21 protein-coding genes and 1 tRNA gene are annotated in these 23,195 nt (G+C 67.0%); 10 read left to right on the top strand and 12 right to left on the bottom strand.

The window, feature by feature from the left end; genetic code table 11:
• Positions 1–271: 271 nt before the first annotated feature.
• Positions 272–406 carry a DLW-39 family protein gene (locus ACF1B9_RS09265; RefSeq protein WP_003958712.1) on the bottom strand — a complete coding sequence of 45 codons (135 nt, stop codon included), beginning with the start codon at positions 404–406 and terminating at the stop codon, positions 272–274.
• 323 nt (positions 407–729) lie between these two features.
• On the opposite strand from ACF1B9_RS09265, the gene ACF1B9_RS09270 reads away from it, so the two are divergent.
• Entirely contained in the window at positions 730–1,101 is a 372-nt protein-coding gene (locus ACF1B9_RS09270) for a DUF6344 domain-containing protein (RefSeq protein ID WP_391741305.1), read from the top strand.
• A gap of 500 nt (positions 1,102–1,601) precedes the next feature.
• On the opposite strand, the gene ACF1B9_RS09275 is transcribed toward ACF1B9_RS09270, so the two are convergent.
• The 9 genes from ACF1B9_RS09275 to dnaA all read right to left on the bottom strand — a co-directional run bounded on the left by ACF1B9_RS09275 (position 1,602) and on the right by dnaA (position 14,446).
• Positions 1,602–1,678: transfer RNA gene (locus tag ACF1B9_RS09275), tRNA-Ile, on the bottom strand.
• 70 nt (positions 1,679–1,748) lie between these two features.
• Entirely contained in the window at positions 1,749–2,339 is a 591-nt protein-coding gene (locus tag ACF1B9_RS09280) for a DUF3566 domain-containing protein (RefSeq protein ID WP_391741303.1), read from the bottom strand.
• A 93-nt stretch (positions 2,340–2,432) separates the two neighbouring features.
• On the bottom strand, positions 2,433–5,066 hold the full coding sequence (gyrA, locus tag ACF1B9_RS09285; RefSeq protein ID WP_391741302.1) for a DNA gyrase subunit A: 2,634 nt from the start codon (positions 5,064–5,066) through the stop codon (positions 2,433–2,435).
• 46 nt (positions 5,067–5,112) lie between these two features.
• Complete coding sequence (gene gyrB, locus ACF1B9_RS09290; RefSeq protein ID WP_391741300.1) at positions 5,113–7,200, bottom strand: DNA topoisomerase (ATP-hydrolyzing) subunit B; 2,088 nt, start codon at positions 7,198–7,200, stop codon at positions 5,113–5,115.
• A 400-nt stretch (positions 7,201–7,600) separates the two neighbouring features.
• Positions 7,601–8,173: a DUF721 domain-containing protein gene (locus ACF1B9_RS09295; protein ID WP_391741299.1), complete on the bottom strand. Its 573-nt coding sequence runs from the start codon at positions 8,171–8,173 to the stop codon at positions 7,601–7,603.
• Positions 8,170–9,300 (bottom strand): DNA replication/repair protein RecF, encoded by a 1,131-nt coding sequence (gene recF / locus ACF1B9_RS09300; protein WP_391741297.1) that lies wholly within the window; start codon positions 9,298–9,300, stop codon positions 8,170–8,172. The genes ACF1B9_RS09295 and recF overlap by 4 nt, the downstream gene beginning before the upstream one ends.
• An 86-nt stretch (positions 9,301–9,386) precedes the next feature.
• Positions 9,387–10,265: a phosphogluconate dehydrogenase (NAD(+)-dependent, decarboxylating) gene (gene gnd / locus ACF1B9_RS09305; protein ID WP_351072263.1), complete on the bottom strand. Its 879-nt coding sequence runs from the start codon at positions 10,263–10,265 to the stop codon at positions 9,387–9,389.
• Between the two features lie 131 nt (positions 10,266–10,396).
• Positions 10,397–11,527, bottom strand: a complete 1,131-nt coding sequence (dnaN, locus tag ACF1B9_RS09310; protein WP_351072338.1) for a DNA polymerase III subunit beta — start codon at positions 11,525–11,527, stop codon at positions 10,397–10,399.
• A gap of 1,116 nt (positions 11,528–12,643) precedes the next feature.
• Positions 12,644–14,446, bottom strand: a complete 1,803-nt coding sequence (gene dnaA, locus ACF1B9_RS09315; protein WP_391741296.1) for a chromosomal replication initiator protein DnaA — start codon at positions 14,444–14,446, stop codon at positions 12,644–12,646.
• Positions 14,447–14,827: 381 nt separating this feature from the next.
• Here dnaA and rpmH point away from each other — a divergent pair, with 381 nt between their 5' ends.
• The 9 genes from rpmH to ACF1B9_RS09360 all read left to right on the top strand — a co-directional run bounded on the left by rpmH (position 14,828) and on the right by ACF1B9_RS09360 (position 21,696).
• Positions 14,828–14,965, top strand: coding sequence for a 50S ribosomal protein L34 (gene rpmH / locus ACF1B9_RS09320; protein ID WP_030930485.1), 138 nt, complete (start codon positions 14,828–14,830; stop codon positions 14,963–14,965).
• Positions 14,966–14,983: 18 nt separating this feature from the next.
• The gene (gene rnpA / locus ACF1B9_RS09325) at positions 14,984–15,355 is read left to right on the top strand and encodes a ribonuclease P protein component (RefSeq protein WP_351072269.1); all 372 of its coding nucleotides are present in this window, start codon (positions 14,984–14,986) and stop codon (positions 15,353–15,355) included.
• Entirely contained in the window at positions 15,352–15,711 is a 360-nt protein-coding gene (yidD, locus tag ACF1B9_RS09330) for a membrane protein insertion efficiency factor YidD (protein ID WP_391741295.1), read from the top strand. Before rnpA ends, yidD begins: the two co-directional genes overlap by 4 nt.
• 3 nt (positions 15,712–15,714) lie before the next feature.
• Positions 15,715–16,965 (top strand): membrane protein insertase YidC, encoded by a 1,251-nt coding sequence (yidC, locus tag ACF1B9_RS09335; RefSeq protein WP_391741294.1) that lies wholly within the window; start codon positions 15,715–15,717, stop codon positions 16,963–16,965.
• Positions 16,966–16,979: 14 nt separating this feature from the next.
• Positions 16,980–17,489 carry a R3H domain-containing nucleic acid-binding protein gene (locus ACF1B9_RS09340; RefSeq protein ID WP_114245516.1) on the top strand — a complete coding sequence of 170 codons (510 nt, stop codon included), beginning with the start codon at positions 16,980–16,982 and terminating at the stop codon, positions 17,487–17,489.
• Positions 17,490–17,598: 109 nt separating this feature from the next.
• A complete protein-coding gene (rsmG, locus tag ACF1B9_RS09345) occupies positions 17,599–18,315 on the top strand; it encodes a 16S rRNA (guanine(527)-N(7))-methyltransferase RsmG (protein ID WP_351072276.1) in 717 nt (238 codons plus the stop codon).
• A gap of 285 nt (positions 18,316–18,600) precedes the next feature.
• Positions 18,601–19,677, top strand: coding sequence for a ParA family protein (locus ACF1B9_RS09350; RefSeq protein WP_376283908.1), 1,077 nt, complete (start codon positions 18,601–18,603; stop codon positions 19,675–19,677).
• Positions 19,674–20,774, top strand: coding sequence for a ParB/RepB/Spo0J family partition protein (locus ACF1B9_RS09355; RefSeq protein WP_391741293.1), 1,101 nt, complete (start codon positions 19,674–19,676; stop codon positions 20,772–20,774). The genes ACF1B9_RS09350 and ACF1B9_RS09355 overlap by 4 nt, the downstream gene beginning before the upstream one ends.
• A gap of 304 nt (positions 20,775–21,078) precedes the next feature.
• On the top strand, positions 21,079–21,696 hold the full coding sequence (locus tag ACF1B9_RS09360; RefSeq protein WP_351072282.1) for a GNAT family N-acetyltransferase: 618 nt from the start codon (positions 21,079–21,081) through the stop codon (positions 21,694–21,696).
• Positions 21,697–21,771: 75 nt separating this feature from the next.
• Here ACF1B9_RS09360 and trxA read toward each other — a convergent pair whose 3' ends face one another.
• The gene (gene trxA, locus ACF1B9_RS09365) at positions 21,772–22,104 is read right to left on the bottom strand and encodes a thioredoxin (protein ID WP_351072285.1); all 333 of its coding nucleotides are present in this window, start codon (positions 22,102–22,104) and stop codon (positions 21,772–21,774) included.
• Positions 22,105–22,150: 46 nt separating this feature from the next.
• Positions 22,151–23,113, bottom strand: coding sequence for a thioredoxin-disulfide reductase (trxB, locus tag ACF1B9_RS09370; RefSeq protein ID WP_391741290.1), 963 nt, complete (start codon positions 23,111–23,113; stop codon positions 22,151–22,153).
• Between the last annotated feature and the right edge of the window lie 82 nt (positions 23,114–23,195).

The raw sequence follows: 23,195 nt of genomic DNA on the forward strand, positions 1-23,195 counted from the left end.
GGCGGGCGCACCGCCCGTGCCACCGCCACGGCCGGCATCGCGCCCGCCACCAGGGCGAGCAGCGCCCCGCCGATCCATGTCCCCGCAGCAGCACTGCGCCGATGGTGGTCCCGTGCCTTCACCCGTGCCCCCTCGACCGAAAAACCGGCCTTTTGCTCCCGCAACCTAATGATTTGCTTAGGTGAACTCAAGAGCACAGGCGTCACGGTCCCGCAACAGCACGAAGCCCCGGCCGCTCAGCGACCGGGGCCCGCAATCAGGCTGTTCTGTCTCACACACCCGAACCTGCGGGCACGGAGTCGGTCGCCTCCGTCCACAGATCCTGCTCGGCGCGATCCGCCTGGATCTGGCGGTACACGAGGAGCCCGCCGATGGCGGCCAGTGCGACCAGGAGAAGCTTCTTCACCGCGCGACCTCGTCTTTCCTTGACGTAGGGGACTTCTGCCGCCCGACTATACACACCGACCGATATCGATCGGTGACCTGCCCGCGACCCAACTGGCGCCCGGAGAAGAGCGATCTCCCGGAGCCGTCACGAGCATCGCTCCGACCGACGGGCCCGTTCACGCCGTTCGTCCCGGGCAGGGCAAGCCCGTCAAGGCCGGTTGAACCATACGAGTGGTGTTCATCTGAAGATCGACCGATCTGCGGCGTCGGTCCATGAAATCGCGAGCGACGTCCACATCATCGGAAAGGCAAGCAAACCGGACCACCTGAAAGCGAGGGGCCATGAGCACCTTCAAGCCCAAGAGCATCTGGACCGCCTTCGTCACCGCCTTCTTCGCCCTCCTCGCCGCACTGGGGCTCATGAGCAGCCCGGCGGCGGCCACGGAGCAGAGCGCCCCGGAGCCGACGACCACGAACCAGAAGCACACGGGTGCGACCGCGGCAACCGCGACCACCCCGTCGGTGCGATGGACCCTTCCGCGTGACCGGGCGCTGCCACCCACGATCAAGCAGCGCATCCGGGCCGAGGCACACGGCTCCACGCCCGCCGCCTGGCAACTGTCCACGGACACGACGAACGCCATGGACACCAGAAGCGCCGCCCGCGCCACCCACAAGGCCCCGGCGGGGGACGTGTCCCTCCTGCCGCCGTGAGAGCGGCGCAATTGACGCACAGAGCCCCCAGGGCCGGTTCGCACCGGACGGGGGCTTCTTCGTACGCTCGGGCCCCGCCCCGCCCGTCCCGGCACGGGAGCCGGGCGCACCCCCTCTCGGCATTCTCCAAGAACGGGCCCTGCGGCAAGAACGGGCCCTGCGGCCGGCCGATCACGAAGCCGCCCCACCGACGTGGCCGATGGCCAGGAGCCCAACTGCGATGACGGCGACGGTCGGTGACCAGAAGGCACCGACTACGAGCAGCAGGGCACCGGCTCCCCACACCCCTGTCGAGCCACACCCCGATCGCTTGAAGGTGCCTCCCGAGGTCGCGCCGACGAACCTGCGGCACCCTGCCGGCCTTCCTGACCCATGCGGTGGGCGACGGGAGCGGGAAGCCGTGGCGATGCTCGTGGAGCTTCTGGAAGATCCGTTGACCGGCTGATGTCAGCCGCAGATGCCGAAGGCCCCCCACCGTTTCCGGTGGAGGGCCTTCGTGCTGGTGGGGCTAACAGGATTTGAACCTGTGGCCTCATCCTTATCAGGGATGCGCTCTAACCAACTGAGCTATAGCCCCGCCGCGCTGCGCGCTGACTTCTGAAGATTAGCGCACGTCGGGGCCAGTCCCAAAATCGATACTCCGAGCCCTACTCGTCCTCGGCCAGGGTGAGCTCGACGCCGCCCACGAAACCTGCCGACAGGTTGTAGATGAAGGAGCCCAGCGTCGCCAGCGCGGTCGCCAGCACCACGTCGATCACCGCGATGACCGAGGTGAAGATGAGGACCCGCGGAAGCGACAGGAACGACTGAAGGTCGAAGCCGTTGTTCTCGTTCGAGCCGGTGGCCTCGCTGATCGTGCCGCCCACGGTGGTGAAGACGCCCATCGCGTCCATCACCATCCACAGCACCGCGGCCGCCACCACCGTGCAGATGCCGAGCGCGATGGAGAGCAGGAAGCTCACCTTCATCACCGACCACGGATCGGCCTTGGCCACCCGCAGACGCGCCTTGCGGGTACGCGGAGTCGTCCGCGCCCCCGTCCGGGGTCGCCGGGCCGCCTGCGCGGCGCCGCCGCCCTGCGTCCTGCCGCCCTGGGTCCCGCCCGCGGGCGAGGGATACGCCTGCGGCGGGTGGTACGGCCCGCTCGCCTGCCCAGGTGCGGGCTCCCGCTCACCGGGCAACGGCCCGGTCGCGTAACCCTCGTACTGGGGCGGCTGAGGCCCCCGGGTGTCCGTCACAGTGCCCCCTTGGGAGTCCGTGGCAGGGCCACGGGCACCGTTCGCTCCAGCTCCGGAAGCGGCCGAACCGGCGCCCGTGGCTCCACTCACGCTCTACTCCTCGTGCTCCCCGGCCGAAGGCGACGTGCCTTCGACATTGCCCTCGACCGTGCTCTCGGCAGCCTCCGCCGTCGCGATCTCGGCGTCCTCGGACCCCTCGACCTCTTCGGCCTCACGGCCGGCTTCGGCGTTGCGGGCGATGCCGACGACGGCATCGCGCTTGCCCAGATTGATCAGTTGGACGCCCATGGTGTCACGGCCCGTCTCCCTGACTTCATTGACTCGCGTACGAATCACACCACCGCCGAGCGTGATGGCGAGGATCTCGTCCGACTCCTCGACCACCAGCGCGCCGACCAGCGAGCCCCGGTCCTCCACGATCTTGGCGGCCTTGATGCCCAGGCCGCCACGACCCTGAACGCGGTACTCGTCGACGGCGGTCCGCTTCGCGTAACCACCGTCGGTGGCAGTGAACACGAACGTACCCGGCCGGACAACATTCATCGAGAGCAGTTCGTCGCCTTCGCGGAAACTCATGCCCTTCACACCCGAAGTGGCACGGCCCATCGGACGCAGCGCATCGTCCGTCGCAGTGAACCTGATCGACTGGGCCTTCTTGCTGATGAGCAGCAGATCGTCCTCGGCCGACACCAGCTCCGCACCGATCAGCTCGTCGGCCGTGCCCTCGGCGCCGTGGTCCATCTCCCGGAGGTTGATGGCGATGACGCCACCGGACCGAGGTGAGTCGTAGTCCTTCAGCGCGGTCTTCTTCACCAGACCGCCCTTCGTGGCCAGGATCAGATACGGCGCGGCCTCGTAGTCACGGATCGCCAGGATCTGCGCGATCCGCTCGTCCGGCTGGAAGGCCAGCAGGTTGGCGACGTGCTGGCCACGGGCGTCACGGCCGGCGTCCGGGAGCTCGTACGCCTTCGCCCGGTACACCCGGCCCTTGTTCGTGAAGAACAGCAGCCAGTGGTGCGTCGTCGACACGAAGAAGTGGTCGACGATGTCGTCTTCCTTGAGCTTCGTGCCCCGCACGCCCTTGCCGCCGCGCTTCTGCGAGCGGTAGTCGTCCGTCTTCGTACGCTTCACATAGCCGCCGCGCGAGATCGTGACGACGATGTCCTCCTCGGCGATCAGGTCCTCGATGGACATGTCACCGTCGAAGGGCACCAGCTTGGAACGCCGGTCGTCGCCGAACTTCTCGACGATCGCGCCCAGTTCCTCACTGACGATCTGCCGCTGGCGCTCCGGCGACACCAGGATCGCGTTGTACTCGTTGATCTTCGCCTGGAGCTCGTCGTGCTCGGCCGTGATCTTCTGGTGCTCCAGCGCGGCGAGCCGGCGCAGCTGCATCTCCAGGATCGCGTTCGCCTGGATGTCGTCGATCTCCAGCAGGCCCATCAGGCCCTCACGCGCCACCTCGACCGTCTGGCTGCGCCGGATGAGGGCAATGACCTCGTCGATCGCGTCCAGCGCCTTGAGCAGGCCACGCAGGATGTGGGCCCGCTCCTCCGCCTTGCGCAGACGGAACCTCGTACGGCGGACGATGACCTCGATCTGGTGCGTCACCCAGTGGCGGATGAACGCGTCGATGGAGAGGGTGCGCGGCACACCGTCGACCAGCGCCAGCATGTTGGCGCCGAAGTTGGTCTGCAGGTCGGTGTGCTTGTACAGGTTGTTCAGCACGACCTTGGCGACCGCGTCCCGCTTCAGCACGACGACCAGACGCTGCCCCGTCCGCGACGAGGTCTCGTCACGGACGTCCGCGATCCCGCCGATCTTGCCGTCCTTGACCAGGTCGGCGATCTTCTGCGCGAGGTTGTCCGGGTTGGTCTGGTACGGAAGCTCCGTCACGACCAGGCACTGCCGGTTCTGGATCTCCTCGACCGCGACGACCGCGCGCATCGTGATCGAGCCGCGGCCGGTGCGGTACGCCTCCTCGATGCCCTTGCGGCCCACGACGAGCGCGCCCGTCGGGAAGTCCGGCCCCTTGATCCGCTCGATCAGCGCGTCCAGGAGCTCCTCCTGCGAGGCCTCCGGGTGCTCCAGGTACCACTGGGCACCGGCCGCGACCTCACGCAGATTGTGCGGCGGAATGTTGGTCGCCATGCCGACCGCGATCCCCGCCGAACCATTGACCAGCAGGTTCGGGAAGCGCGCCGGCAGAACCGTCGGCTCCTGGTTGCGGCCGTCGTAGTTGTCCTGGAAGTCGACGGTCTCCTCGTCGATGTCCCGGACCATCTCCATGGACAGCGGCATCATCTTGCACTCGGTGTACCGCATGGCCGCGGCCGGGTCGTTGCCCGGAGAACCGAAGTTGCCGTTGGAGTCCACCAGCGGCATGCGCATCGACCACGGCTGCGCCAGTCGCACCAGTGCGTCGTAGATCGACGAGTCGCCGTGCGGGTGGTACGTGCCCATGACGTCCCCGACGACACGGGCGCACTTGTAGAAGCCCTTCTCGGGCCGGTAGCCGCCGTCGTACATCGCGTACAGCACCCGGCGGTGCACGGGCTTGAGCCCGTCCCGTACGTCCGGCAGCGCACGCGAGACGATCACGGACATCGCGTAGTCGAGGTAGGAGCGCTGCATCTCCGTTTCGAGCCCCACGGGCTCGACACGCATGCCCACACCGGCGGTGGTGGGCTCCTCTTCAGGTGTCACAGGGGTGTTCTCGTCGGCCATTGCTGGTCAAAGTCCTTTCGAGCGGCGGCTTGCTGGTGCGGCCGACTCAGATGTCGAGGAAGCGGACGTCCTTGGCGTTGCGCTGGATGAACGAGCGCCGCGCCTCGACGTCCTCGCCCATCAGCACCGAGAAGAGGTCGTCGGCCTGCGCCGCGTCGTCCAGCGTGACCTGGCCGAGGACCCGGTGGTCGACGTCCATCGTGGTGACGCGCAGTTCCTCGGCGTTCATCTCGCCGAGGCCCTTGAAGCGCTGGATCGAGTCTTCCTTGATGCGCTTGCCGTTCTGCTTGCCCAGCTCGACCAGAGCGTCGCGCTCACGGTCCGAGTACGCGTACTCGAAGTCGTCCCGGCCCCACTTGATCTTGTAGAGCGGCGGGCGGGAGAGGTAGACGTGCCCGGCCTCGACCAGCGGACGCATGAAGCGGAAGAGGAACGTCAGCAGCAGGGTGTTGATGTGCTGACCGTCGACATCGGCGTCCGCCATCAGAATGATCTTGTGATAGCGGAGCTTCTCGATGTCGAAGTCCTCGTGGACCCCGGTACCGAAGGCCGAGATCAGCGCCTGGACCTCGGTGTTCTGCAGGATCTTGTCGACCCGGGCCTTCTCGACGTTCAGGATCTTGCCCCGGATGGGCAGGATCGCCTGGTACATCGGGTTGCGGCCAGACTTCGCCGAACCACCGGCGGAGTCACCCTCGACGATGAAGATCTCGCACTTCGTGGGGTCGTTGGACTGGCAGTCGCTCAGCTTGCCCGGCAGCGAGGCGCTCTCCAGGAGCCCCTTGCGACGGGTCAGATCGCGCGCCTTGCGGGCCGCGACACGAGCCGTGGCCGCCGCGATCCCCTTACGGATGATGTCGGCCGCCTCATTGGGATTGCGGTCGAACCAGTCCGTGAGCTGCTCGTGGACGACCTTCTGGACGAAGGTCTTCGCCTCCGTGTTGCCCAGCTTGGTCTTCGTCTGCCCCTCGAACTGCGGCTCGCCCAGCTTCACCGAGATGATCGCCGTCAGACCCTCACGGATGTCGTCACCGGTGAGGTTGTCGTCCTTCTCGCGCAGCAGCTTCTTCTCACGGGCGTACTTGTTGACCAGCGTGGTCAGCGCCGCACGGAAGCCTTCCTCGTGCGTACCGCCCTCGTGCGTGTGGATCGTGTTCGCGAAGGAGTAGACCCCCTCGCTGTACTGCGTGTTCCACTGCATGGCGATCTCGGCCGAGAGGAGACGCTCCTTGTCCTCGGCCTCGATGTCGATCACCGACTGGTGGATGACATCGCCCTTGCGGGAGTTCAGGTACTTCACGAAGTCGACGATGCCGCCCTCGTAGTGGTACGTGACCGTGCGAGCCTGCTCCGCCTCGGCGCCCTCGGCCACCTCGGCGACTTCGGCACCCAGCGTCGCCTTCGCCGACTCGCGCTCGTCGGTGAGCTTGATCGTCAGGCCCTTGTTGAGGAACGCCATCTCCTGGAAGCGGCGCGACAGGGTCTCGAAGGAGTACTCGGTGGTCTCGAAGATGTCCCCGTCGGCCCAGAAGGTGACGGACGTCCCCGTCTCGTCGGTGGCCTCGTTGCGGGCCAGCGGAGCGGTGGGGACACCGAGCTTGTAGTCCTGGGTCCAGCGGTAACCGTCCGTCCGGACCTCGACCGAGAGCCGCGACGACAGCGCGTTGACCACGGAGACACCGACGCCGTGCAGACCGCCGGAGACGGCGTAGCCGCCGCCGCCGAACTTGCCGCCGGCGTGCAGCACCGTCAGCACGACCTCGACCGCGGGCTTCTTCTCCGACGGCACGATGCCGACCGGGATACCTCGGCCGTTGTCGATCACACGGACCCCGCCGTCGGCGAGGACCGTGACGTCGATCGTGTCCGCGTGCCCGGCCATCGCCTCGTCGACCGAGTTGTCGACAACCTCTTGCACGAGGTGGTGAAGGCCCCGCTCACCGGTCGAGCCGATGTACATGCCAGGTCGCTTACGGACCGCGTCCAGGCCCTCAAGGACGGTGATCGCGCTGGCGTCGTACGAGGCGGAGACCTCGTTTGAGGCGATGACCTCGCCGCTCTCACCGGGGGTGGACGGAATGTTCTCGTTGGGGTTGCCGGAATCGGCCACGAAGCGCCCTTTCTGGCACAGCACAGGCCGTTCTCCGGGCAAACGGGAGCGGCTGCGTCGTTCGGCTTGTATCGACGACTCCCGCAGGTATGCGGGATTGTCGACCAGTCTACCGGTAGCACTGACACGAATGGGGGTTTGCGGGTACCTGAGTACGCATGTGCCGCCCTGAACCAGCGCCTGACGACTCCCCATATTCAGGAAGGGCCCCCAAGACGTTCAAGCGGGCATTGAGCGCTTCGGCCTGTCAACCTCCCGCTACCGTGAGGGACACCCCACTCTTCCCGTCCGGTTGCAACTACCACATATCGTCACGACTCGGATGCGACGGACAGCACCGCCGAGAAGCCCGGACAGGGCCGGCGCTCCACCCGGAACACCGCCCCACCGCGCTCAGAAACGGGAAGAAGCCCAGCTCACGCCCTCAGCCGTACGTATCGCCGGGCCCCGTGCTCCCCGGCGCCCGCAAGGGCCCGAACCGACGCTGCGGGCCCCCCGGCCCCAACACCTTGATCAACCTGACCGTGCCCTGCCCCAGATCCGCGTTCAGCCGGGCCACCAGCTGAGGCGCCAGCAACCGCAGCTGCGTCGCCCACGCCGTCGAATCGCACTGCACCGTCAGCACCCGCTCGTCCGGATCCTCGTCGTACCGCAACGGCACACAGTGATTGGCCAGATCCACACCGACGATCTGCGGCCAGCGCCCCATCACCCCACCCACCGCCGCAGGCGTCTCCCAGCCACGCTCAGTGATCAGACGATTGATCGCCGCGCCCAGCGGCAGCGGATCACGCCCATCCGCCCGCGCCCCCGAACGCAGCCCACCGCCCCGTCTGACCTGCTTCTTCTGCTGCGCAGCAGCTCCACGCGCCCGTGCCTGCTCCTTCGCCGCCCGCAACGCCACCCGTGCCAGATCGACACCCGACGGCTCCGGCTGCCGGCCTTCCTCCGGCCGAGCCTGCGCCGGCTCCCCGGACGCCTCACCACGACCGCTCACAGCCGCTCCACCTCACCTGCGGACACCGCATACCGCGTCCCCGCCAGAACCCCCGGAACGTCGTCGTCCACCGCTGCCGTCACCAGCACCTGCTCACCCGGAGCCACCAACTCCGCCAACCGCTCACGACGACGCGCGTCGAGCTCGGCAAAGACATCGTCCAGCACCAGCACCGGCTCGTTGCCCTCACCGCGCAACAGCTCGTACGAGGCCAGCCGCAGCGCCAGCGCGTACGACCAGGACTCACCATGGCTCGCATAGCCCTTGGCGGGCATGCCGCGCAGCCCCAGCAACAGATCGTCGCGGTGCGGGCCGACCAACGTCACACCCCGCTCGATCTCCTGCTTGCGGACCTCCGCCAGGGCCGCGATCAGCTGCTCGAACAGCTCCTCACGGGTACGCGCCGAATCCACCCCCGCGCCGACCGAACTCCGGTACTCCAACGCCACCGGACCACCCCCCGGCGCCACATCCGCGTACGCCTTGTCGGCCAGCGGCTGCAGAGTCGCGATCAGATCCAGGCGCTGCGCCAGCAACTCCGCACCGACCCGGCCCAAATGTTGATCCCACACATCGAGCGTGGACAGATCCATCGACCGGCCACCGTGCCTGCGCGCCATCGCCGCCGACTTCAGCAGGGTGTTGCGCTGCTTCAGCACCCGCTCGTAGTCCGAACGCACACCCGCCATCCGCGGCGAACGCGCCGTGATCAGCTCGTCGAGAAAGCGCCGACGCTCCCCGGGATCCCCCTTGACCAGCGCCAGGTCCTCCGGGGCGAACAGCACCGTACGCACGATCCCCAGCACATCACGTGGCCTGACCTGCGACGATCTATTGATCCGGGCTCGATTGGCCTTGCCCGGGTTGAGCTCCAGCTCGACCAGCTGCGAACGCTCGCCCTGTGTGACAGCGGCTCGGACGACAGCCCGGTCCGCACCCATCCGCACCAGCGGTGCGTCGGAGGACACCCGGTGGCTGCCGAGCGTCGCGAGATAGCCGACGGCCTCCACCAGATTCGTCTTGCCCTGGCCGTTGGCCCCCACGAAAACGGTGACGCCCGGATCGAGAGGTACCTCGACCTGGGCGTACGAGCGGAAGTCGGCCAGCGAGAGATGCGTGACATGCATGGGTGTACGCCGACCTTCCCGGCTTCCTGCTCCGTGCTCCGTAGTACGGGTCGGACGCCTCGGCCCGGCCCGCTCCTCGTTGCGGGCTACTTCTTGCTCTCGACCGCGTGGCCACCGAACTGGTTGCGCAGCGCGGCGATCATCTTCATCTGCGGGGAGTCGTCCTGGCGCGAGGCGAAACGCGCGAAGAGCGACGCCGTGATCGCGGGCAGCGGCACCGCGTTGTCGATCGCGGCCTCCACCGTCCAGCGGCCCTCACCGGAGTCGGCGGCGAAACCACGGAGCTTTTCGAGGTGCTCGTCGTCGTCCAGTGCGTTGACCGCCAGGTCGAGCAGCCAGGAACGGATGACCGTGCCCTCCTGCCAGGAGCGGAAGACCTCGCGCACATCGGTGACGGAGTCGACCTTCTCCAGGAGCTCCCAGCCCTCGGCGTAGGCCTGCATCATGGCGTACTCGATGCCGTTGTGGACCATCTTCGCGAAGTGACCGGCGCCGACCTTGCCCGCGTGGACGGAGCCGAAGTCGCCCTCGGGCTTCAGCGCGTCGAAGACCGGCTGGACCTTCGCCACGTTCTCGGCGTCGCCGCCGTACATCAGCGCGTAGCCGTTCTCCAGGCCCCAGACACCGCCGGAGACTCCGCAGTCCACGAAGCCGATGCCCTTGATGCCGAGCTCGACCGCGTGCTTCTCGTCGTCCGTCCAGCGGGAATTCCCGCCGTCCACGACGATGTCACCGGGCGAGAGGAGCCCGGCCAGCTCGTCGATGGTGGCCTGGGTCGGGGCACCGGCCGGAACCATCACCCAGACGACCCGGGGGCCCTTCAGCTTGCCCACAAGCTCTTCGAGGCTCTGGACATCCGAGACGTCCGGGTTGCGGTCGTAACCGATGACGGTGTGGCCTGCGCGGCGGATGCGCTCGCGCATGTTGCCGCCCATCTTGCCGAGGCCGACGAGACCGAGCTCCATCAGAGATTCCTTAAGCGTTGTGCCGATTCGTACCCACAGTCGAGCCTACGCCCGGCCGGGGACAGACCGACGGGCATGCTCGGCGCTGAGCGTGCCCGTCGGGACCTGCCGTTGCGGGACCGGTGGCCGGATCAGCCGGAGAGACGCACCGGCATGATCAGGTACTTGTACGTGTCGTCCGCCTCGGCATCCACGGCCGGGCGGCCGCTGAGCAACGCGGGCTTGGTGGATGTCGTGAACGAGAGCTGGGCGACCGGGGAGTCGATCGCACTCAGCCCGTCCAGGAGGAAGGTCGGGTTGAAGGCGATCGAGATGTCGTCGCCCTCCAGCACCGCGTCGACCCGCTCCACAGCCTGTGCGTCGTCGCTGGACCCCGCCTCCAGGATCAGCACACCCTGCTCGAAGCTGAGCCGCACCGGGGTGTTCCGCTCGGCGACGAGGGCCACACGCTTGACGGCCTCGACGAACGGAGCGGTCTCGATGACCGCGACCGAGTTGAACTCGGTGGGGAACAGCGTGCGGTACTTCGGCAGATCGCCTTCCAGCAGTCGCGTGGTCGTACGCCGGCCCGCGCCCTCGAAACCGATCAGCCCCTCACCGGCGCCCGAGCCGGAAAGCGCCAGAGTCACCGTGTCACCGCTGGTCAGCGCCTTGGCGGTGTCCAGCAGCGTCTTGGCGGGCACCAGGGCGACGGCCGAGGCATCCGGGTTCTCCGGCTTCCAGAGGAACTCGCGGACCGCGAAGCGGTAGCGGTCGGTGGAGGCCAGGGTGACGGTCTCGCCCTCGATCTCGATGCGCACACCGGTCAGGACCGGCAGCGTGTCGTCGCGGCCCGCTGCGATGGCGACCTGGGCGGCGGCCGAGGCGAAGACCTCACCGGGGACCGTGCCGGTCGCGGTCGGCATCTCCGGCAGCGCCGGGTACTCCTCCACAGGAAGGGTGTGGAGGGTGAATCGCGAGGAGCCGCAGACCACGGTCGCCCGTACACCGTCTGTGGAAATCTCCACCGGGCGGTTGGGGAGGGCACGGCAGATGTCGGCGAGCAGCCGGCCGGAGACCAGCACCGTGCCGTCCTCCTCGACCTCGGCGTCCACCGAGACCCGGGCCGAGACCTCGTAGTCGAAGCTGGAGAAGCTGAGGGCGCCGTCCTCAGCCTTCAGCAGAAGGCCCGCGAGAACGGGCGCCGGCGGACGGGCCGGGAGGCTACGGGCCACCCAGGCCACAGCCTCCGCGAGTACATCGCGCTCCACCCGGATCTTCACCGGAACCGCCTCCTGCTGTTGCTCGCTCGCCCTGCTGGCCTTCGTCGTCTGATCGGGTCGCCCCGCCGATGAGAGCGGGAGGACGCCGGGGACCAGTCTGACGTACGGCACCGACACTCGGTGCTGCTCGGGGTCAAGTCGCGACAAGAGCTTCGGAGCGCTCCGGCGCCGAGTTGTGCACAGGCCCCACTTCGAAGCGGATTCCGGGCTAACTCTAGGTGGCAGTAGTAGTAGGGCCTGTGGAAACCGTGGATAACGTCGTTTTCCCAGGTCAGGCCCAGTTTTTTGTCCACCGACCCTGTGGGTGGCACCGGTGGACAACCCGGTGGTTCTGTGGACACGCGAAAGTTCTGCACACCCGGTGCACAGGGCAGGGGGGTTTCTCCCCAGGGCTGTCCCCAGCTTTACCCAGGTTCCCCACAGCCCAACCGACCTTCCTGATGTGACGCCTTTCACTCTGCGCGGTGAAAGGCGGTGTTGTGTTGCCGAACAGTGGACAGAGGTGTGGAGAAGCTCAAACAAGCTGGGGACAACAAGGGCCGGGCTGTGGGTCGCCGGTGGACAACAGCATCGGCTCCTTGTGGACGAGGATGTTGTCCACAGCCTGTGGATCACTGTTGGCCACAAATCCCCAAGGCCTTGACCTGGCCTGATGGAGTATCGACAGTCGCCCCTGTGGAAGCAATATGGACAACTTCCGAATCCCCAGGCTGTGGAGGGGGGATTCTCCCCAGATCTGTGGAGAACGGACGGTCGACGGCGGGTATTCGAACACCGCGACCGCGCCGGAGGCCCGGGAACAGGCTTCGGAGGGGTCCAGCGACGAGGTTCGGGGGGCTCCGGAGGGCGTTTCCGGGGCTCGGGAGGGTCTCAGGAAGCGGCCTGAGGTGCCGAGGGGGCCTTCACGCGGGTTCCGTGGCGGCGCCCGATGGTCCCCGGGGCGGATCTCGGGCGGCTCAGGGAAAGCTGGGGGAAGCCCCGGAGCCGCACGGGGAGTTCCAGGAAGGCTCTGGACTGGCTCCGGACAGGCTCCGGACAAAGCGGAAGGGCGCTCGGAGAGCCCTGTGAGGGATCTCCGAGCGCCCCTGTGGCGCGTACAGAGCGTGTACTGCCGTGTCAGCCGTTCTTGATGCGGTTGGTGAGCTCGGTGACCTGGTTGTAGATGGAGCGTCGCTCCGCCATCAACGCACGGATCTTCCGGTCCGCGTGCATCACCGTCGTGTGGTCGCGACCGCCGAACTGTGCCCCGATCTTGGGCAGTGAGAGATCGGTCAGCTCCCGGCAGAGGTACATGGCGATCTGGCGGGCCGTCACCAGCACGCGGCTGCGCGAGGTTCCGCAGAGGTCGTCCACCGTCAGACCGAAGTAGTCCGCGGTCGCCGCCATGATGGCCGTCGCCGTGATCTCCGGAGCCGAATCCTCGCCCCCCGGAATCAAGTCCTTCAGCACATGCTCGGTCAGCCCGAGGTCCACCGGCTGACGGTTCAGGCTGGCGAAGGCCGTGACCCGGATCAGCGCCCCCTCCAACTCCCTGATGTTCCGGGAGATTCGGGACGCGATGAACTCCAGGACCTCCGGCGGGGCGTTGAGCTGCTCCTGTACCGCCTTCTTGCGGAGGATCGCGATCCGCGTCTCCAGCTCCGGCGGCTGCACATCGGTGGTCAGGCCCCACTCGAAGCGGTTCCGCAACCGGTCCTCCAGGGTCACCAGCTGCTTGGGCGGCCGGTCGGAGGACAGCACGATCTGCTTGTTCGCGTTGTGGAGCGTATTGAAGGTGTGGAAGAACTCCTCCTGTGTCGATTCCTTGCTCGCCAGGAACTGGATGTCGTCGACGAGCAGGATGTCCACGTCGCGGTAGCGCTTGCGGAAGGTGTCGCCCTTGCCGTCGCGGATCGAGTTGATGAACTCGTTGGTGAACTCCTCGGAGCTCACGTACCGCACCCTGGTGCCCGGGTAGAGGCTGCGGGCGTAGTGCCCGATGGCGTGCAGCAGGTGGGTCTTGCCGAGTCCGGACTCCCCATAGATGAAGAGCGGGTTGTACGCCTTCGCGGGTGCCTCGGCCACCGCGACCGCCGCGGCGTGCGCGAACCGGTTGGACGCACCGATGACGAAGGTGTCGAAGAGGTACTTCGGATTCAGCCGTGCCGCCGGCTCACCGGGGCCGGGTGCGGGGGCGGGCTGTGCGCCCATCGGCCCGGTGCCGCCGCCGGGCCGGCCGGTGCCCGCGCCGCCCTGCCGGTGCTGGGGCTCCTGCATGTCGTGGTGCTCGGGGCGCTGCTGTTCGTAGCCCTGGCGCTCGGGCGGCTGCGGCCGGTAGTCGTGCTGCGGCTGCTGGGGGCGGCCGCCGGCGTACGGCTCGCGCCACTGCTCCGCGGAGGTGTCGCGGTCCTGGAATCCACCGAGCCGCGGCTGCTGCCAGGAGAGGTCCTCCTGGGTGCGCGGCCACGCACCGGGGTCGGGGCGCTGCTGCTGGTAGTCGGGGTAGGCGGGACGCGCGGTCGGCATGCCGTCGTCGGAGGGCCGGTGCCCGTATCCGTCGTACGCGTCGTTGTGCTGACGCTCGTCGTGCTGCGGTCCCGGATAGCGGTGCTGCTGGGGCTGATGGGACTGGTGCATCGGAGGCGCGGGCGGGCTCGGAGGCTCGCCCGCGGAGTCGTCGACGGTGATCGCGATGCGGATCGGGCGGCCGCACTCCCGGCTCAGCGTCTCGCTGATGAGCGGCGCGAGCCGGCCTTCCAGGACGCGCTTGCCCCATTCATTGGGAACGGCGAGCAGCGCCGTGTCGGCGACCAGTGCGAGCGGCTGGCAGCGCTCGATCCACTGTTTGTCCTTCGGCTCGATGCCCTGCTGGCCCTCTCCGAGGAGTTGCTCCAGCACGCGTGGCCACACTGCGGCAAGATCGGCAGGTACATCAGCCACAAGGCACGCTCTCTCGCTGGTCCCACGAATGTGTGGTTCTCGGGACGGGATGGGTCGGGATGGGTGGGGACCGGCAGGCAGGAAGAAAAGGAACCGGAGTTCAGCCACGGTAGTCAGGCCGACCCGCGTGGTTCAAGTCGTTGTCCACAGGCTGTGCACAGTGCGGGGTGCTGCGGAGCCGGTTTGACCGGATGGCGCAGCCGCGCGTACCGTGACCAGGTCGAGTTGTCGATGGCTGCTGCCGCCTGCCTCCGATGGGCAAAGATCACGATCTGTGATTGTGAAGCGGTGCACTAGAGCGTTTACGCGAGTTCCTCGTGGGCGCACGGTGACAGCCAGGCGATGTCCCGCCAACACACGAGTCATTTCTGGAGCCCCCGAGTGAGCAAGCGCACCTTCCAGCCGAACAACCGTCGTCGCGCGAAGACCCACGGCTTCCGGCTGCGTATGCGCACCCGAGCCGGCCGCGCGATCCTCGCGTCCCGCCGTGGCAAGGGTCGCGCCAACCTGTCCGCCTGATCGCCTACAGGTCATGACGTGCTGCCTACCGAGAATCGGCTGAGGCGGCGCGAGGACTTCGCGACCGCAGTACGTCGAGGACGCCGGGCCGGCCGCCCGCTACTCGTCGTTCATCTACGCAGCGGTGCAACGGACCCGCACGTGACTGGGGAGAACGCTCCCCCGCCGCGTGCGGGTTTCGTTGTCAGCAAATCCGTGGGTGGAGCGGTTGTGCGCACAGCGGTGAAGCGCAGGCTTCGCCACCTGGTCCGCGAACGACTGGCCCTGCTGCCCCCCGGTAGCCTGGTTGTCGTACGAGCGTTGCCCGGAGCGGGCGACGCCGACCATGAACAGCTGGCCCGAGACCTGGACGCCGCTCTGCAGCGGCTGCTGGGAGGTGGCGCGCGATGAAGTACCCGCTGCTGGCTCTTATCAAGCTGTACCAGTGGACGATCAGCCCACTTCTCGGGCCTGTCTGCCGTTACTACCCGTCGTGTTCCCACTATGGATATACGGCGATCGACCGGCACGGAGCGATCAAGGGAACCGCGCTGACGGCTTGGCGCATCCTTCGGTGCAATCCGTGGTCACCCGGTGGCGTGGACTATGTCCCACCGCGCAAACGTCCGCGTTGGCACGAACTGCTGCGTAATGCCATGCGCGGTGGCAAGGGCGGGGACTCCGCCGCTGATGTGCCTTCCCGGGGGTCGGATTCCGAACCCCCGAGCCCGGCCGCAGAGACTTCGCCCAATGCTCAAGGAGCTTGATTAGTGGACACGATTGCCAGTCTGTTCAGTTTTATCACCTGGCCCGTTTCATGGGTCATCGTCCAGTTCCACAAGTTGTACGGAGCGATCTTCGGCGATGACACGGGTTGGGCCTGGGGCCTGTCCATCGTGTCCCTGGTGGTGCTGATCCGGATCTGCCTGATCCCGCTTTTCGTGAAGCAGATCAAGTCGACCCGGAACATGCAGGTGCTCCAGCCGAAGATGAAGGCGATCCAGGAGCGCTACAAGAGCGACAAGCAGCGACAGTCCGAAGAGATGATGAAGCTGTACAAGGAGACGGGCACCAACCCGCTCTCCTCGTGCCTTCCCATCCTGGCGCAGTCGCCGTTCTTCTTCGCTCTGTATCACGTGCTGTCGGCCATCGCCTCGGGCAAGACGATCGGGGTCATCGACCAGCCGCTGCTCGACAGCGCCCGTAAGGCACACATCTTCGGTGCTCCGCTCGCTGCCAAGTTCATGGACAGCGCGTCGGACGTCACCGCTCTCGGCGCCTCTCTGGTCGATGTCCGGGTCGTCACCGCGGTCATGATCGTGATGATGTCGGCGTCGCAGTTCTTCACCCAGCGCCAGCTGATGACGAAGAACGTCGACCTGACGGTCAAGACGCCGTACATGCAGCAGCAGAAGATGCTGATGTACATCTTCCCCGTGATCTTCGCCGTCATGGGCATCAACTTCCCCGTCGGTGTCCTCGTCTACTGGCTGACCACCAACGTCTGGACCATGGGTCAGCAGATGTACGTGATCAACCAGAACCCGACGCCGGGCAGCAAGGCGCAGGACCAGTACCTGGGACGCCTGCTGAAGAGCGTCACCGCCCACGGTGAGGTCCGTGGCAGGACCAAGCGCAATACGGTGAAGCGGATCGTGTCCAAGGGACCGGACCGCAATGACATCGAGCGGAAGTTCATCACGGGCCTGGCCAAGCTGGGCCTCGCCGCCCAGGAGGACGGCACGGTGATCAAGAGCGACACGGCTCTTGCCGAGGCCGAGGGCGGAGCCGCGGGGCGGCGTCAGCAGCCCAAGCGCCAGACCAAGGCCCAGCGTCAGACCGGTGGCGCCAAGGACGCCGGCTCCACCGAGTCGGGATCCAAGACCTCCCTGCAGAAGCAGGACGGATCGCAGGACGACAAGCCCAAGCCGGAGGGCAAGTCCGCGTCCGGCTCCTCACGCCAAGCCAAGTCCGGACAGCGCAAGGGTCCGCAGCGGCCCAAGCACCCGTCCAAGAAGTAAGAAGGAGTCCATCCGTGACGGAAGGCACCACCTCCACGGCCGCTGAGGGCAGCGACACCTTGACCCGCCTTGAGCAGGAGGGCGAGATCGCAGCGGACTATCTTGAGGGCCTGCTCGACATCGCCGATCTCGACGGCGACATCGACATGGACGTCGAGGCGGACCGGGCCGCGGTTTCGATCATCAGCGATTCGGCACGTGATCTGCAGAAGCTCGTGGGCCGCGACGGTGAGGTGCTGGAGGCGCTCCAGGAGCTGACGCGGCTTGCTGTGCACCGGGAGACCGGTGACCGTAGTCGGCTGATGCTGGACATCGCCGGCTTCCGGGCCAAGAAGCGGGCCGAGCTCGCCGAGCTGGGCGCCAAGGCCGCTGACGAGGTCAAGAGCACCGGTGAGCCGGTGAAGCTGGACCCGATGACGCCGTTCGAGCGCAAGGTCGTGCACGATGCGGTCGCGGCCGCCGGTCTGCGCAGTGAGTCCGAGGGCGAGGAGCCGCAGCGCTTCGTCGTCGTTCTCCCGGCCTGACCGGACCCTTGTTCTGTCGGCCCCGTCTGTTCGCAGGCGGGGCCGATCTTTGTCAGCCTGATAGTCAGCCACCCACAGCGCGGTAGTGCGGTATGGAAGGACGGTTCCCGTGACGGCGGAAGTAGAGCTTCCCCAGGCGCCCGAAGGGGCACGGGCGGTTTTCGGTGATTTCTTCCCGGAGGCTGTCCGGTACGCGGAACTGCTGGCAGATGCCGGGGTGAAACGCGGGCTGATCGGCCCGCGTGAGGTGCCGCGCCTGTGGGAGCGGCATCTGCTGAACTGCGCGGTGCTTTCCGAGGTCGTGCCCGAAGGGGTCACGGTCTGCGACGTGGGCTCGGGGGCGGGTCTACCGGGTATCCCCTTGGCGCTGGTGCGTCCGGATCTCAAGATCACTTTGTTGGAGCCCCTGCTCCGTCGGACGAACTTCCTCCAGGAAGTCGTCGAACTGTTGGGGCTGGACCATGTGACGGTCGTGCGTGGCCGGGCCGAGGAGGTCCTGGGAACGCTGCAGCCGGTCCACGTGGTGACTGCTCGAGCCGTGGCGCCGCTCGACCGGCTGGCCGGCTGGGGCGTTCCGCTGCTGCGTCCGTACGGAGAAATGCTGGCGCTCAAGGGGGATACCGCCGAGGAGGAGATCGCCGGTGCGCGTGCGGCCCTGAGCAAGCTCGGTGTGGTGGAGACCGAGGTGCTGCATGTCGGAGAGGGCATTGTCGATCCGATGTCCACAGTGGTGCGCGTGGTGGTCGGGGAGAGCCCGGGCGGTGTGAGGTTCGCCGCGAAGAGGGCCAAGGCCGCGAGGACCAGCCGCACGAGACGCCGCCGCTGACACGCTTGGTCACGCTCGGTCGCTGCGTACGGTCTGTGCAGTCTGTTGGTGATGATCCCGGGAAGCGGCCATACATACCCCATGCGGAGTGTCGTGCCCCTGTAGCTACGCTGCAGGGGCATCGTGTTTCACGTGAAACGTCGCTCTCTGCTGCATGGGATCATCAGCCGCGGTCGTGCGGCCGCCGCGCCGCGGCTTCGCGGGCCCGATAGGGCTACGGAGTTGTCCACAGAAGTGGATTCATCCACAGAAGAGCGGGCCTCGCTGGTTCACGACCCCGAAAGCATGGCAGGCTCTGTTCATTGCGAGCCTGAAGTCGAGGAGAGTGAATCCTTGCGGTCCGACGCCAACATCGCGGGACCGATGACCGATCCGGTCCCCGGTCCCCGAACCGAATCGGCGGGGGAGGGTGTTTCACGTGAAACACCGCCGCCGATGGACGACACACCCATCGGTCGCGCGGCCCAGCTGGCGGTCGAGGCCCTTGGCCGCGCCGGCGAGGGCCTGCCTCGTCCTGACCGGACGCGCGTCATGGTGGTGGCCAATCAGAAGGGCGGGGTAGGTAAGACGACCACGACGGTCAACCTTGCCGCCTCGCTCGCGCTCCACGGAGCGCGCGTTCTGGTGGTCGATCTTGACCCGCAGGGCAATGCCTCTACGGCTCTGGGCATCGATCACCATGCCGAAGTTCCCTCCATCTATGACGTCCTGGTGGAGAGCAGGCCGCTCTCCGAGGTGGTCCAGCCTGTCCCGGACGTCGAAGGTCTCTTCTGTGCCCCCGCCACCATCGATCTCGCCGGTGCGGAGATCGAGCTGGTGTCGCTGGTGGCGCGGGAGAGTCGACTGCAGCGGGCGATCCAGGCATACGAGCAGCCGCTGGACTACATCCTGATCGACTGTCCGCCTTCGCTCGGTCTGCTGACGGTCAATGCCATGGTCGCCGGTGCCGAGGTGCTGATTCCCATCCAGTGCGAGTACTACGCCCTGGAAGGGCTGGGGCAGCTGCTGCGCAATGTGGACCTGGTGCGGGGTCATCTCAACCCCGCTCTGCATGTGTCGACGATCCTGCTCACCATGTATGACGGCCGGACCAGGCTCGCTTCGCAGGTCGCGGAGGAGGTGCGCAGTCACTTCGGCAAGGAGGTGCTGCGGACGAGCATTCCGCGGTCGGTGCGAATTTCGGAGGCACCGAGCTACGGGCAGACCGTGCTGACCTATGACCCGGGTTCGAGTGGGTCGCTCTCGTACCTCGAAGCGGCGCGTGAGATCGCCCTGCGGGGTGTCGGGGTGCAGTACGAGGCCCAGCATGCCCACACGGGCACTGGGAACAGCCAGCAGAGCATTTCGGAGGGGATTCAGTGAGCGAGCGTCGAAGAGGGTTGGGGCGTGGGCTGGGTGCCCTGATTCCCGCCGCTCCCCAGGAGAAGCAGGTGCCGTCCATGGGGGCGGGTTCAGCGTCTCCTGGGGCGGGTCCTGTCTTGACGGCAGAGCGGGGGGTGGCCGCTGCGAAGGTGACCGCTCTCGCGTCCGCGGCGGTTGTGCCCGAGCCGAGTGTGCCGGATACGGCACCCGACGCCGGTGCGGAGTCGGCGGGAGCTGCCGGTGCGTATTTTGCCGAGGTTCCGCTCGGCTCCATCACCCCGAATCCGCGTCAGCCCCGTGAGGTGTTCGACGAGGACGCACTTGCCGAGCTGGTCACCTCCATCAAGGAGGTGGGTCTTCTCCAGCCCGTCGTTGTACGGAAGACGAGTCCGGACCGCTATGAGCTCATCATGGGTGAGCGTCGCTGGAGGGCCTGCCGTGAGGCGGGTCTGGAGCGGATCCCGGCCATCGTCCGGGACACGGACGACGAGAAGCTTCTCCTGGACGCACTCCTGGAGAATCTTCACCGGGCTCAGTTGAATCCCTTGGAGGAAGCGGCTGCGTACGACCAGCTGCTCAAGGACTTCAAGTGCACGCATGACCAGCTGGCCGACCGGATCGGGCGTTCGCGCCCTCAGGTGTCCAACACGCTGCGTCTGCTGAGGCTGTCACCTCCGGTTCAGCGCAGGGTTGCGGCCGGGGTTCTGTCGGCCGGTCATGCGCGGGCGCTGCTGTCCGTGGACGACTCGGAGGAGCAGGACAGGCTGGCGCATCGCATCGTGGCCGAAGGGCTGTCGGTGCGGGCTGTCGAAGAGATCGTGACCCTCATGGGGTCCAGGTCCACGAGTCCCACCAAGTCCAAGGGGCCGCGAGCCGGTGGCCGGGTGTCGCCCGCGCTGACTGATCTTGCCTCCCGACTGTCGGATCGCTTCGAGACCCGGGTGAAGGTCGACCTCGGACAGAAGAAGGGAAAGATCGTCGTCGAGTTCGCGTCGATGGAGGATCTGGACCGCATCCTCGGCAGCCTGGCACCGGGTGAGGGGCGGGTGCTGGATCAGGGACCGTCCGACGATCCCGCTGACGGTGACGAGGGCTGACCTCTGCCGGATGGGCTGAGGGGGCGGGCTGTGTCCGGGTGCATACCGGAACACGGCCCGCCCTTTGCTTTCTCTCGGTGTCCGCTTCATCTCTGGGTGGATACGATGCGTTCTGGTATGGCACATCCGGCTTGAGTCAACTCGGCGGAGGGAGGGCCATGCGATCAGTGAGCCGCAGCCGACTGGCGACAGTAGGGCTGGGCCTGGGGGCTGTCGGAGGGTTCTTCGGCAGCCTGCTCCTCGAACGGAGTGCACTGACTGCCGTACGCGATACGGCGGGCGAAGAAAGCGAGGAACAGCCTTCATGGGGCGTCGGCTCGTACCGCTCACACTGGACAACCTTTCCGATCTCCCCAGACGCTGCCGCTCGTGTGTCTTCTGGGAGCTTGATCCGGTCAGCGGGGACGCTGCGGTAAAGGCAGGAAGGCCCGAGCTGGAGAAAGAGGCCTGGATCTCGGCCGTTCTGCTGGAGTGGGGCTCCTGCGGTCGCGTCGTCTATGTCGACGATGTGCCGGTGGGGTTCGTTCTCTATGCACCACCGGCCTATGTGCCGCGCTCGACGGCTTTCCCGACGAGTCCCGTCTCCTCCGATGCCGTGCAGCTGATGACTGCCTGGATCGTGCCGGGTTACCAGGGGCAGGGTCTGGGGCGGGTCATGGTGCAGACCGTTGCCAAGGATCTCCTGCGTCGGGGATTCAAGGCGATCGAGGCCTTCGGGGATGCCCGGTGGAAGGAACCCGCCTGTGTGCTGCCCGCGGATCATCTGCTGGCGGTGGGCTTCAAGACCGTACGGCCGCATCCCGCTTATCCACGGCTGAGACTGGAGCTGCGTACGACGCTTTCCTGGAAGGAAGACGTTGAGCTGGCGCTGGACCGGTTGCTGGGTGCCGTCCAGAAGGAACCGGCGCTGCGGCCGCTGTGACCGAAGGGCAAACGTGAAACGGGTCCATCCCCCCGAGGGATGGACCCGTTTCACGTGAAACAGAGGACCGCGGTCCTACTCACCGATGAAGCCTTCGAGGTCGCGGAGGATCGCGGCCTTCGGCTTGGCGCCGACGATGGTCTTGGCGACCTCGCCGCCCTGGTAGACGTTCAGGGTCGGGATGGACATGACGCCGTACTTGGCGGCCGTGGCCGGGTTCTCGTCGATGTTGAGCTTGACGATCTCGATCTGGTCGCCGTGCTCGGCAGCGATGGCCTCCAGTGACGGCGCGATCTGGCGGCAGGGACCGCACCAAGCGGCCCAGAAGTCCACCAGGACGGGCTTCTCGCTCTTCAGGACGACCTCGTCGAAGGAGTCGTCGGTCACGTTCTTCAGGGCGCCGGCCACGGCGGCCTCCTTAACTACTTGGGGTGTGGGGTCAGAAAGTCTTGGATCAGACGGTGGCCGCAGCGGCCTTCTCGTCATCGGCGAGCGCAGCGAGGAAGCGTTCGGCGTCGAGAGCGGCCGAGCAGCCCGTGCCGGCAGCGGTGATGGCCTGCCTGTAGGTGTGGTCGACTACGTCACCGGCGCCGAAGACACCGGTCAGGTTGGTGCGCGTCGAGGGGGCGTCGACCTTGAGGTAGCCCTCGTCGTCGAGGTCGAGCTGGCCCTTGAAGAGCTCGGTGCGCGGGTCGTGGCCCACAGCGATGAACAGGCCGGTCACCGCGAGCTCCGATGTCTCGCCGGTCTTGGTGTTCCGCAGGGTCAGACCGGACAGCTTCTGCTCGCCGTGGACCCCGGCAACCTCGCTGTCCCAGGCGAACTTGATCTTCGGGTCGGCGAAGGCGCGGTCCTGCATGGCCTTGGAGGCCCGCAGCGAGTCACGGCGGTGGACGATGGTGACCGACTTGGCGAAGCGGGAGAGGAAGGTCGCCTCCTCCATCGCGGTGTCACCACCGCCGACCACGGCGATGTCCTGGTCCTTGAAGAAGAAGCCGTCACAGGTGGCACACCAGGAGACGCCTCGACCGGAGAGGGCGTCCTCGTTGGGCAGGCCGAGCTTGCGGTGCTGGGAGCCGGTCGTCACGATCACGGCCTTGGCGCGGTGCACCGTCCCGGCCGTGTCGGTCACCGTCTTGATGTCTCCGGAGAGGTCCACGGAGATGACATCGTCGGGAACGAGCTCGGCGCCGAAGCGCTCCGCCTGGGCGCGCATGTTGTCCATGAGCTCGGGGCCCATGATCCCGTCCTGGAAGCCCGGGAAGTTCTCCACGTCGGTGGTGTTCATCAGCGCGCCACCGGCGGTGACGGCGCCCTCGAACACCAGCGGCTTCAGCGAGGCGCGTGCGGTGTAAAGGGCGGCCGTGTAGCCCGCAGGGCCGGAGCCGATGATGATCACGTTACGGACGTCGCTCACGGGTTTCTTCCTCGTCTCTGCAGACTGCCTACTGTCCACGCCTACTGGGGCCGGTTCAACGACTCTCACCCCACCCAACGGA

It is taken from the genome of Streptomyces sp. NPDC014727 (assembly GCF_043083485.1).
Taxonomy (GTDB): domain Bacteria; phylum Actinomycetota; class Actinomycetes; order Streptomycetales; family Streptomycetaceae; genus Streptomyces.